A 12,543-nucleotide genomic window follows, 5' to 3' on the forward strand; every position below is an offset into this window, starting at 1 on the left:
GTAATTAATTATGTAATAAATTAGAGTAATCCGCTAATTTGGCCAATAAACTTTTCTGATTATTGCTCACCATTTCACTACAATATTTTTTGTTCCCCACGATATACAAGGCACTTTTAGCACGCGTTGTCCCTACATTAATTAAGTTTTTAGCCTGCGAATTGATGAAGTTGTTCATAGACTCACGTCCTTTAGTACTGCACACCAAGCTAAAAATCATAATGTCTTTTTCATCCCCCTGGAAACGATGCACCGTATCTACAGTGACATTCAGGTTGGGATGTGGCTGTACCGCTTTAATGAGTTGATCTTTCTGATTTCTGAAAGGTGTTGTAATGCCGATACTCGCATTCGGATACGCCTTACGCAGCTCTAATACGAGTTCCAAAGCTTTATTGACCTCAGCCATATTCACATTACTACTTTCGCTCACTTGCCCTTGTACATCTACCCAATTGAACCCCGTATTGCCTATATTAAAATGACGTGCATCTGTTTTGACCATCATTTCCTGTCCGGCCATCTGCTTGTAAAAATACTCGTTACTAAAGCCTATAATATCGGGATGACAACGGTAATGCTCATTCAAAAATACTTGTGCAAAACTGTTTCTGTTCGCTACTTGCTCCGCATGCAAAAACAAAGAGTTTTGTATATAATTATGCTCCTGCAACGAAACATCTATTTTCTCTGCTACATATTTCTGTTCTTCTTTTTTAACAGACGTGATATGCGTCAGCTGCAAAGGGTCGCCCAGTATACACACTCTTTTCGCACGATAGATCAGCGGCAATACCGAAGCAATATCACTTTGCGAAGCTTCATCAATGATTAATAAATCGAAGATTTCAGGCTCTAAAAGAAACGCCTTCTTTATCGTCAGATTACTAATAGAGATCGCTTGAAAATGATTAGTAAAATCAGCGCAGATAGATGACGCAACGCTCTGCTCATCACTCTTCCGCGGAAACCCATTGCTCAAATAGCTTTGATAGGCTTTGATCTTGTATGATGTAGCAGCTGCCTTCTTTATGGCAATAGTATCTAATAGCGCGACTTTCGAAGCGGCTATCATTTTTACCTCCAATTCGGCTAATTCGGCTTTAAACTGATGCTCCTGACGCAATAATTCGTTGAGCTCCATGTCTGCCAATCGAATTTCTTCGGATAGCTTACTAAGTTGTATATTATACGCTTGATCCTTTTGTACAAGTGCCTGCTGTAACCGACTTTGATTGGCTATAAACAAAAGATTTTGTTTAAATGATTCCTTCTCCGTTACACCTAGAGATATACGCGGATGCTTGGCATTGACCAATTCTTGTAGCGCCGGAGGAAGCTGCTGATTCAATGCTTGCACGTATGTCGTAATCTTACTTTTTTGGAACAGATTATACATCAAGTTCGCAAAAAAACCATTCGACGCGCTGATTTTATTGACCGCATCATTCAATTCGGATACAGCAATAGCATAGGACAATTTTTCCTGTACATACAATTGATAAGCCTTAGGATCTATAGCACTTTTCCACTGTTCATATTTTTCGACCTCTTGTTCTCTACTCAGCTTAATATCTGCTATTCGCTTACTAATCAAAGGAATTCTATTGAGCTCCCCTGTTAAGAAAGCTGTTCGAGCAGTGATATTAGACACTTGCTTACTAGAGCTCTGCAGCGTACTTCTTAGCTCGTCTAGCTTATTTTTATCTGTTTCATTCGCAAATTTAGTCAGTACTTCATCCGTTTTTTTATTCTCTTCATTATTCCCTAGACGTAGAAAATAGTCGGTATCCAACAAGTTATTCAAACGTTGGTACACATTATCTACAGCCTTATTGTTTTTACTAGCGAATAATACCTTTTGATTATTATACACCGCATTAGCCATGATATTCATCACGACCTGACTCTTACCCGTGCCTGGAGGACCTGTAATGATAGATAAGGGTTGCTCAAAGGCTAACTTTACAGCTGCTTGTTGTGAGGGATTTAGTGGATTGATATGAATATAATCAATACGTACCCCTGGTAAAGATTGTATAGGACACGCTACATCAAGGATACCCTGTACTACAGTCCCTTCTTTCGGTGCTGGTACTTTGCCCTTTAGTAAGCTATCTATCTCAGACTGTAACTGCGCACTGTAAATAGCTTCATTACTTAAGCCTAATGAGATGAAGCCCTGAAGCGTCAGTGGAATATCTAGAATTTGGCTAACGGCTACTATTTTATCGTTGAAATCATTTTCATTGGCCACGGCAGCATTAAGCTCTTCGATGACATTTTCGGGTAGTTGCAGCTCTGTCAAAACAGAAGTGAACAACTCGAAACTATTAAAATTCACAAATACATCGAGTAAACTGACGATTTCACTATTCGTAATTGTAGTATACAATAATGGTATTACCATCTCATTCATACTGACATTTATACTGACGAATAAGTGCTTCGGAAAATTACCTACACGATTTTTTTCAAATCGATCATAAAAGCTTTTATACTGCGATAGATTTAAATGAAATGTGCCCTCTTCAACACGTACCCAGTCAAACTGCACATGACTAATATCACTCACTTCAACCTCATTAAATCGTTCGATACTCAGTAAGGTACGATAATACCCAAGCGTATTTAATGCCGGAACGCTATGCTTCGGCGGTATAATACGATCGAGTTTATAGACTAAGGATTGTGCAGTATTGATTTTGAGCTTTTCCTCCTCCGTAACGACCTCATTTTGATCGTAAATACTATCTGAAGATATATGTAATATCTGTAGCATAGCCAAGATTTCTTTATCTTCAAAAGTAAGATTACTACTAACAACAGCGTCTAAAACAGTTATAAAATGTGCCTTGTCTGTTACGTGAAAGAAGCGCGTTATTTTTTTAGGTACACTTTCTTTGTCAAAAAGGATACTATTATGAAACAAGACCATGGCATTCGTATGGTCCCATTTTACCTTAGTATTGTTGGGATCTAGTATAGCTGTGGCATTATCCGAAAGTATCTGAAACAACGAAAATCGATACGCATTTACTTGCTGATACGGATTACGTGAGGCAGCACCACCAGCAACAAATAGCATTTTACCTTCTTTAGTTTTTAAATGCCATGGTCCATTCTCCGAAAAAGTCAATGCACCTTCGTAATCTTTAAAATCGATAACAATAATAGATCCTGAGCGAATAAATATAGCATCTAATTTATGCCCACCTACACTCAGATTACCTATTAAAACATGCAATCCCTTTTTATCGGAATATTGATTTAACAATATTTCGTTCAGCTCCCTGAAAAATAAATTTTCATGAGTCGTTTCAAATCGCTCTACTAAATATGATTGAAATGCCATTATGCTGCTAAAGCTTCGTTTAATTCATTAATAATTGTTTGCATATCGTTGCCAAACAGTTGGTACATTTTGCCTCGTCCACCGTGTACATCAAAAGGGTTGTAATCCAAATCGTCTATTTCTAGATGATAAGAATTCACGATATGTTCCTTGATCATACGCAACCAATCCATTTGCTCGGGCGTAAAACGGTTGTGTTGTCCGGCATTTTGCGCAAATATCCATTGCTTAAAATTGTCGTCCACCGTTTTATCGTAGGCTTTTAGTTCATTGTCAATGCCACATACGGCACGTATCAAAGATACCAAAGCTGTTAATTCATCTTTTGGCGCATCGCTGTTGGTTTTACCCAAACTTTTGTAGGCATCCCAAATATGCAATGGCGCAAATATCGGCTTTTCTAGGCGTATCTTCTCCATTAAATCCTTCATCATTTTGAAGGTTATTTCCCTTCTGCGGTACGGCTGATCGAAGAAAATAGATAAGGCAGTGATTTCGTTTTTGTTAGCCTTCAAGTATTCCTCAAAATCCTGTACCAATGCATGAGCTTTATCGATGGTGGTCGTATCCCATTCCGATTTTAACACCGTATCGGTATTGATATGATCGATAATTTGCTCGTGTTGTTTACGCACATTGTCGATGTATTCGTTCAGCTCCCCATTGAAACTTAAGGACGTTTGACAAATTAGATTCTCTTGCGCTTCCTCTCTAGCTTTTTCCTGCAAGAAAGGCGTTCTATCTTCTATCGGCGTTTGCTGAATGATGTGTTGCGCAGCCGCTTCTATCGCATCGGGATCAAAAGCCGTAATCAATTCTTTGGTGATTTGTTTTAAGGTTTTCCCACCTGAAAGTTCTTCAATTTTAGCTGCTTCCTTTTGGGTAATTTGTTTATCCAAACGAATCAGCCTATTGGCTAAGGAAAGAAATACATCTTCTTCCGCCACGCCCATGGTAACAGCTCCCAATAATTCTTTTAACGCCACTGTAGGTTTACGCTCTAATGGTCGGCTATCGGTTTTCTTAGATTTGGTCGCACCTACCGCATCTATGATGACGAAATGATTTTTTACGCGCGCTTGCTTACTCACCAATTGCAATTTGTCGGCATTGATGGTACGTGTTCCACGCCCTTTCATTTGCTCAAAGTAATTGATACTTTTGACATCACGCATAAAGAGTAAAACTTCTAAAGGTTTGACATCTGTACCCGTGGCAATCATATCTACCGTAACGGCAATACGTGGGTTGTAATCGTTTCGGAAACGATTCAACACGGACTTTGGGTCTTCGTCTATTTTATAGGTTACTTTTTTACAAAAGTCATTGCCTTCGCCAAATTCTTCACGAACGATATTGATGATATCATCGGCATGCGAATCTGTTTTGGCAAAGATTAATGTTTTAGGTACTTCATATTCTGTACGGTCAGCATTCCATCGATCGGGATAAATAACCTGTTCCAATGCACGTTTGTACTCTTTGATAATGGTACGAATCTGTGAGGGATTGACCACTGCCTTATCTAAATCGTTGCGTTTGTATTCCGTATCCTCGTCTTCTTGTTGCCAACGCTTTGCACGAGAGAGTTTATCTCTACGATCGACAAACCAACCCGATTCGATTAAACCACCGTTTTGAGAAATTTCTGTTTCTATGGTATATACCTCATAAGGCACATTCACCCCATCCAACACCGATTCTTCATAAGTATATTGACTCACTACATTTTCATTGAAGAAACCAAAGGTTCGTTTGTCTGGTGTAGCGGTTAGTCCAATTAAGAAAGCATCAAAATAATCCAAGACTTGCTTCCAAAGGTTGTAAATCGAACGGTGACATTCGTCAATGATGATGAAGTCGAATTGCTCTATCGGCACTTGTGCATTGTATTCTACAGGAATTGCCTTTTTCTCGGCTAACTTTTGTTGTAACCAAGATGATTGCTCGTTGGGGTTTTCTATATCCGCATTCTCGTCCATTTCTTCGCCTCGCAGAATAGAATACATACGTTGAATGGTAGAAATACACACCTGACTGTCCGAAGCGATATAGCTTGAACTCAATCGCTGCACGTTATATAGTTCGGTAAACTTACGGTTGTCATCATTAGGTTGAAAAGCCATAAACTCTTGTTCAGCTTGTTCGCCTAAGTTTTTGGTATCCACTAAAAAAAGAATACGTTTTGCTTTGGCAAACTTCAACAATCGGTAAACAAACGTTGCAGCCGTAAAAGTTTTTCCTGCACCTGTAGCCATTTGGATTAAGGCTTTGGGTTTGGCTTGCTTAAATGACTTTTCTAAATTATTGATGGCTATAATCTGTGCTGGACGTAAACCCGTTTCATCTAACACTGGAATATCGTGCAAACGACCACGTAATGTTTTATCTTTTTTAATCCACTCTAACAAGGTTTCAGGTTGATGAAAATGAAAAACCTCACGCGAACGCGCATGCGGATCACGATAATCGGTAAAACGTGTAATCGTTCCGGTACTTTCATACACAAAAGGAATTGCCTCAACCGACTTGAAGAACTTTAATTGCGCTTCTGCATAGCCTTTGGCTTGATCTTCAGCGACAGTTAATCGGTGCCCTTCATCTTCTTTTTTGGCTTCAATAATCCCTATGGGTTTTTGATTGACAAAAAGCACATAATCCGCCGGACCTACAGAGGTGGTATATTCACGAACTGCAACACCCTTTGAAGCATTGAAGTTGATTTTATCTTTAGACTGAACTGTCCATCCTGCTTGACGCAGCATTTCATCAATACGATCACGAGCAATTTGTTCTGGGTTTTGGTTAATTGCCATCTAAACTATGTTTGAATTTTTTAATGGTTATTAATTGTTAAAATTAATATTATTTTTGTAAAACCCCGTAGAAAAGTAACCTAAGTCATTTGATTTTCACAAAAAACAAATTTCTAATATGTAGGATAAAAGGGATTTAGAAGCATAAAGTTATTCATAAATGAAAACTGTATAGACTCCTTCGGCTTGAGCCTATATTTCGAGCTCTGGTTTTAGGTAGTTTCACATTTTTTTTGGATCAAATTTGCCTCTAAGACACATACCATTTACAAAAGTAGAATTTCTACTATAAAGTGAATCAAAGTACACTATGCAATTGTTATTATTTAAAAGAAGAATAAAAAAAGTAAGTAAAGTAAGTAAGGTTTACGAAAAAACTATTTTAAAAAAGCACTAATTAAAAAAAAACTATTTTAAACGAGGTATTGAACGCAAAACAATGTAGCATATGGAATCATTTACGCTGTTTTACCGTAGTCTAATACTTTTTTTTCGAACGAAAAAAATAAAATTTTCTTTTGATGATTTTTACTTACTTTACTTACTCTAATAAACCAAAAAAAAGAGTGCATAAAGCACCCTTTTTTAATTTTGAAACCGGAACGGTATTTCTGACTGTTTTTCTATTGGTTTGGGAGGTTCTCCGCTATCCTTATTTTTTTGATCAACGACTTCAAAATCTAACAGATTAACCGCATAAACATAAGAATTATTCCTCATAATTCTATTGTAACCGTGTTTCCTTAAAGCCTTTCCTAATTTTGTAACAGATGCATCCGAAATATTGAGATTTGCACGGTTTGTTATCATTTGCAGGATTTGCGTTGTATTTAAGAAATATTGAGCGGTTTCCTTTGTGGCACTTTCAAACCAAGTAAGCAATAATTCTTCTTCAGGACTTCTCAACTGATATTGTTCGTTATTGGCGTTTATTTCTTTGATTTCCTCTTGGTTGAACCAATGGCGGAAATTTGATTTGTAGAGTTTCAATGCCTGTGCATATACTTTATTGATGTCTATTTGGTGGGTGTACTCAATGTTTTCTACTTCAAAACAAAGAAAACGACGTGAGCCTGTTGTATCGTTGAGGAATTGCGCTGTATTTACACTTCCTGCAAAACTTGCGCGTCTTGGCATATTTTCATTGTTATGACCGTAGGCTTTTCTCATTCTGATATGGGTTTTTGTGATGATTTCTTTCAGACTTCCAATTTCCGTTCTGTTTAGGTTTTCTAGTTCATCCAAGTTTATTAACATACATTCAGCCAAGTGAATTAAAGTGTCTTTATTGCTCGGGTTTATGGTTCCTGAAAAGATATATTCTTTCAGAGGTTTAGGCATTAGTTTTTCTATCCAAGTGGTTTTACCAAGTCCCTGTTTTCCTGAAAAAACAATTACAGTTTGGTTCACCTGTTTTTCATCCAAAACACAGGCAACCATTGCTACAAACCATTTCTTGAAGCAAACCCTCCATAAATCCTGTTTTGTGGTGGTAATGGTATCTGCAAGCAGTTCTATGTGGTCTGTTTCATCAGAATTTTCAGGCAGATTGTTGAAGTAATCTTCAAACGGATCATACATTTCGCAGTAGTCGGAATGCAGTAAATTCCGCAAGGAATTGATACTGCATTTTACTTTTGCTTTCAGGATTTCACGAAGTATTGAGTTTTCAGAAAAATCAGTCATGGGTTTCCATTTGGTTGCTTTTAGTGTTTTGAATTCCAATTTTCCTAGAACTGTATTATATCTGAAGTTGTAACGATTATTAAGAAACATTTCCAATTTATCGATATATGAGGGTTGTTCTTCTTCGTCATCAGAAAAGTTTCCATCTGCCGTTTTTACCGCGGACGATTCACCAGAATTTTTTCTTCCGCTCGTCAATCGCTCGGATTTTGCTTTTTTTGTATTAGGTTTGAAAGTATCTGTGTTATGTTCTGCGGTGTTTTGATAAGCACTTTGAACGGCTTTTGTTACTTCTTTGGTGTCATATCCATAATCTGCTAAAATGTAGCCCAATGCCATTGATTCTGATATACCTTTTCGGTTGAGATTATTGGCCAACGCAAAAACGAAGTTATTGCGGTTACCTTCTGTAAACTGGATTTTGTTTTCTGTGAAGCGGACACAGTGTTCGTATATGGTATCATTATCAACAGAGATTGCTGACTTTATATTTTCACTTTTAGGATTTTGCTTATTTTCTTTAGAACCTTTTTCAGCATTGGGAAAAAATGTTTCTGCATTTTCGTTCAGGTATAATTCAGGATCGGAAGAAAAGAAGCAAAGCCGGGTTATGTCTTTTCCGGATTTGTCGATTTCTACCGACAATAAATCTTCGAAATATCGCTGAAGTTTCAAAAAAGTTTCTTTGTGCTGTTCTTTATCCGTCGAAACTTTCACGAAAATTTTCAGTCCGTTTCCGGAAGGACTGACAAATGAAGCAAATACAAAATCATCCATTCTGATCTTGGTTTTGCACTGCTGCAGTTTTTCCTTTTCAAGTTTGTCAATATCCAACACCATTAACGCGTTGTAGTTGGTGAGGAATTCCATTTTTCTACCTCCGTTGAATGTTGCACTGGGCGTAAATGCCGGAAGTGATTTTTTGGCTCTTTCTGCGGCTTCTTTCTTGTCGTCGGCAAGAGATTTTCTTAAATAAGTGATTGCGTTTTGATATACGCCAGTTTTTATATCGGATAAGATTTTTAGAATGTCTTTCTGTTCGGTGACTTCATTGAAGTTTTTGAATATGGTGGATTTCATTGTTTTAGAAATTAGATTTTAGAAGTTAGATTTTAGAGAAAAGCCCTCACTGAATTTGAGGGCTTAGAGGTTTCAGCGTTTGGAAAAATGTCAGTCATTTTTTTGCGAAGGATTTGTTGTAGTGATCCTGCATTGTCTTTTCAACATCAGACAGTTTGTAGTAGATTTTACTTCCTACCTGCGAAAAAGAAATTTTGCCTTCATCACGCCATGTCTGTGCAGTTCTGCGAGAGATTTTCAGCATTGCGATCAATTCTTCATTGTCCAGGAATACTTCCTGTTTTGGTGCTGTCTTAGCGTTAAGTTTTTCGTGAATTTCATTAATTTTTGAGATTAGACCATCAAATTGCTCTTTGGATAAAATAATTGCTTCCATAAAAATTGTTTGTTTAAGATTATGAAGCAAAGGTGTGGGAAAAGAAAAAGTCTTTTGGTCTTTATTTAGTCCACGTGGACTAAATAATTTTAAAAATGTTTGCTAATGTCCACAATATTAGAGCCTTTAGGTCGCTTCTCGGGTTTGGAAGGCATCATTATAGTTTTTACAGTCTGTGGACTTATCGAATTTCCATCTTTATCTGTGAAATTATTACATATCAACTGCACTATTTCGCTGTTCTCTGCTTCAATGGCAGGACGTGAGTCCACGAAATATTCTCGTTGCAACTGAATAAAAATATCTACCAACTGATTGACTTTCAGATTAGTTTTTACTTTTTTAAAAAAGTCCACTGTGGACTTTTCTGATAATTCGGTGGACTTTTCTTCTTCCTGTAGTTTTGCCAATGTTTCAATTTCATTAATCAGTTTATCACATTCTTTTGGAAACAGTGGTAATTGAAGATATTGAACTGTTATGATTGCACGTTCGTATGCAAATTTTTCTCTAGTCAGAAATAATATTTTTTCCCGATCTGTTGAAATACGGTCCACTTCTTTTTGGACTTCATAAAATGAAAAATAACGTTCTTCACTTTCAGCATTGATATATTTTTTGGCAGGTTTGATTTTGTTTTCATCTATATCCTGGGATTCCAATTTTTCTCTTTTGGTTTCAAGACAGGTATAAATTTTTAAAAGTCTGCTTTGGTTTCTTGTGCCGGAAAAGAGTTCGATATTCAATTCTATTAGTTTCTCAAATTTATTGAGCCACAATAGAGGTTTCTTCACCAAATTACAATGGTGTGCAATAAATGCTGGTATGTTTTTTAAAGGAAGGGAAAAAATTTTGTTTAGAATCTGTTGGCAATAATCTTCCAAACTTTGTTTTGGTATGGCTTCTATATCAAATAAATCGTTAAATGCATCCGTAACTTTTACGGACGAAAATTGCACGAAAGGTGCTGTTTCCTTTAGTTGATATTTTTCCGACATAGCCGAAAATATTATTTAGTTCACAAATTGCTTGATTATTGCAGATTAGAAGCATCAGAGTGATATTTGGCAAATATTATGAATTTTATTTGCGATTTTTTTTACTTTTTCTGTGTTTTTCATCATAATGCTAAATTAGGAAAATGAAAGCAAATTTATTTAGTAAAATTTGATATCTAAAGAAAAAAAATATGCTCCGTACTGAAATACAGAGCATTGCGTTTTCAACATTTTTTTTCTAATTCATATACTTTTCAACAGCCTCGTCCAATTCCTGGGAAATGATTTTTGCATAAATCTGTGTGGTGCCAATATCCGTGTGATCCATCAGTTTTGAAACGTGTTCAATTCGCATTCCGTTGTTCAGTGCCTGTGTCGCATAAGTGTGTCTTGCAAGGTGGAAAGACAAAGGAAACGGAAGTTTCATCTTCTTTCCGATTGCTGAAAGGTGCAGTGAGCAAAGCGAAGTGCATCTGCCAACTTCTGCCAATCTGTAAGCATCATTTTCGAAATAGGGCGAACCGTTTTCAAGCAAAGGAAACACGAAGTGTTTTGGATTTACTTCATTGGGTCTGTATTTGTTTAGTATTGTCAAAGCAGAATTTCCAAATTTAAAACTGTGCGTTCTGCCCGTTTTTCTGATTTGTTTTCTGATTTTATTTTCCTCAAAATTCACATTTTCCCATGTCAATTCGATAACATCGCTTAATCTCAAACCTCCTGCATTTGCCGAAAATAGAAACATATCCTTTACAATCGGTGCTTTACTCTCTTGATTTACTTCATACTTTTTAAAATCTTCCAACTGGGTTTTGCTGAGGAAACTTCTTTTGCTTGGATCTTTTTTAATACTTATTTTGCTAAAAGGGTAAAGGTTTGCATCTACCAATTCCTCGTTTATGGCTTCCTTGAAGAAAATCGCCAAAATCACCAACGAATATTTAATCGTAGTATTTGAATTTTTTAGGGTATTACTACAATAATTCACATAATCTTTCAGCATTGTCACTGTGATATCATCAAAGTCTACATCTTTAGTTTTAGTAAATTCTTCAAATTTTTTCAGACTGCTTTTGTAGCCTTTGTAGGTTCTTGCGGAAACTGTCCCCTTGATTTTTTCGCATCTGTCTTCGGCATAAGCAAAGTAATTCTGTGCTCCTTTCCCCTTTACGGCTTCTTTGAGCTTTCTTGCTGATACAGATTTTGACTTTCTTTCCATATCGGCAACAGTTCCCGAAGCATCTGCTAATTTCTGTAAAAGAAGTGCGTTTGTTCTTGCAGAATTTGGGAAATTTTTTCGAACCTTTTTCTGTTCGTCATCCCATTGGCTTTCCTTGGCTTTAATTCCTGTTGAAACATACTTCTTCTTTCTGTCCTTAATGAGGATGATGTAAATCGGGCAGTAACCGTTATTGTCGGTTTTGTCTGTTCTGAGGATAAATTTTACTGATGCCATAAGATTTGTGTTTTGAAAAGTTTAAACTAAATTTGAAAACGGAAGCAAGGGAATGAGAGGTCTTGAAAAGTGTTCAAAGTATCTCAATGCAACCTAATACAAAGGTAGAACTTTTGGTAGAACAAATCGTTATTTTCTTTACTTTTTTTTACTTTATATTGCATTGCGAAAAAACAAAAATCTTTATTTAATAGGCATTACAGAGAATTTTGAACAACAGAATTGAAATATTGTGATAACATTGTATTGGCAAAATGCGGGGTTAAATGTAAAGTAGAAAAAGTTGAGAAATTTATCCGCCGCTGCTTTTCATATAATCTTTTTTCTTTAACTTAGCTTATCTGAAAAAGCATCGGCTTCGTTTGGTCTGAACTTGAACATTCGTTCAAATTAAGCCCGCACTTCGCCAATACTTTTTCCGTTACCTGCAATATCATGACAAAAGCCGTCCTAAAAGGAGTTTTAGCAATATTTTTAATTGTTTCTTGTTCAAAAAACAACAAGAGTGAACAGATTAATTCCGAAAAACTTTCAAAAATCAATAAAATAAAGATTGCAGAAAAAACTATCTTTCCTGACTTCATACATTTATCTGAAACAGACTTTGAAAAATTTGCAAATGGAGAAAATTCGAAATGGTTCAGATTTAAAAATCAAAAATTATTTTTCATTCCTTACACTGATTATTCAATTACAACGCTAATTTTGACAGATGAACCTTTAAAGAATAAAAAACTGATTGAACTTATGAAAGCAGATAAAATAATGGTTGAAGA

The 12,543-nt window shown here is 36.3% G+C and carries 7 protein-coding genes; 1 reads left to right on the top strand and 6 read right to left on the bottom strand.

Annotated elements, in window-relative coordinates; all coding sequences use genetic code 11:
• Nucleotides 1–4: 4 nt before the first annotated feature.
• From AC5XHR_RS13295 to AC5XHR_RS13320, 6 genes are all read right to left on the bottom strand, one after another.
• Nucleotides 5–3,355 carry an AAA domain-containing protein gene (locus tag AC5XHR_RS13295; RefSeq protein WP_495951278.1) on the bottom strand — a complete coding sequence of 1,117 codons (3,351 nt, stop codon included), beginning with the start codon at nt 3,353–3,355 and terminating at the stop codon, nt 5–7.
• The gene (locus tag AC5XHR_RS13300; RefSeq protein ID WP_495951279.1) at nt 3,355–6,171 is read right to left on the bottom strand and encodes a type I restriction endonuclease subunit R; all 2,817 of its coding nucleotides are present in this window, start codon (nt 6,169–6,171) and stop codon (nt 3,355–3,357) included. The genes AC5XHR_RS13295 and AC5XHR_RS13300 overlap by 1 nt, the downstream gene beginning before the upstream one ends.
• A gap of 585 nt (nt 6,172–6,756) precedes the next feature.
• Nucleotides 6,757–8,937: a VapE domain-containing protein gene (locus tag AC5XHR_RS13305; RefSeq protein WP_495951280.1), complete on the bottom strand. Its 2,181-nt coding sequence runs from the start codon at nt 8,935–8,937 to the stop codon at nt 6,757–6,759.
• Between the two features lie 94 nt (nt 8,938–9,031).
• Entirely contained in the window at nt 9,032–9,313 is a 282-nt protein-coding gene (locus tag AC5XHR_RS13310; protein WP_168637781.1) for a helix-turn-helix domain-containing protein, read from the bottom strand.
• 89 nt (nt 9,314–9,402) lie between these two features.
• On the bottom strand, nt 9,403–10,311 hold the full coding sequence (locus AC5XHR_RS13315) for a hypothetical protein (RefSeq protein ID WP_495951281.1): 909 nt from the start codon (nt 10,309–10,311) through the stop codon (nt 9,403–9,405).
• 238 nt (nt 10,312–10,549) lie between these two features.
• A complete protein-coding gene (locus AC5XHR_RS13320; RefSeq protein WP_495951282.1) occupies nt 10,550–11,767 on the bottom strand; it encodes a phage integrase SAM-like domain-containing protein in 1,218 nt (405 codons plus the stop codon).
• Nucleotides 11,768–12,202: 435 nt separating this feature from the next.
• On the opposite strand from AC5XHR_RS13320, the gene AC5XHR_RS13325 reads away from it, so the two are divergent.
• On the top strand, nt 12,203–12,543 hold a 341-nt coding region (locus tag AC5XHR_RS13325; RefSeq protein WP_495951283.1), incomplete at its 3' end, for a hypothetical protein.

It is taken from the genome of Kaistella sp. CFF1-2, from assembly GCF_059509915.1.

Excerpts from the sequence above, each read along its gene's own strand:
- AC5XHR_RS13320 (WP_495951282.1), bottom strand. The coding sequence starts at position 11,767 with ATGGCATCAGTAAAATTTATCCTCAGAACAGACAAAACCGACAATAAC.
- AC5XHR_RS13310 (WP_168637781.1), bottom strand. The coding sequence starts at position 9,313 with ATGGAAGCAATTATTTTATCCAAAGAGCAATTTGATGGTCTAATCTCA.
- AC5XHR_RS13305 (WP_495951280.1), bottom strand. The coding sequence starts at position 8,937 with ATGAAATCCACCATATTCAAAAACTTCAATGAAGTCACCGAACAGAAA.
- AC5XHR_RS13300 (WP_495951279.1), bottom strand. The coding sequence starts at position 6,171 with ATGGCAATTAACCAAAACCCAGAACAAATTGCTCGTGATCGTATTGAT.
- AC5XHR_RS13315 (WP_495951281.1), bottom strand. The coding sequence starts at position 10,311 with ATGTCGGAAAAATATCAACTAAAGGAAACAGCACCTTTCGTGCAATTT.
- AC5XHR_RS13295 (WP_495951278.1), bottom strand. The coding sequence starts at position 3,355 with ATGGCATTTCAATCATATTTAGTAGAGCGATTTGAAACGACTCATGAA.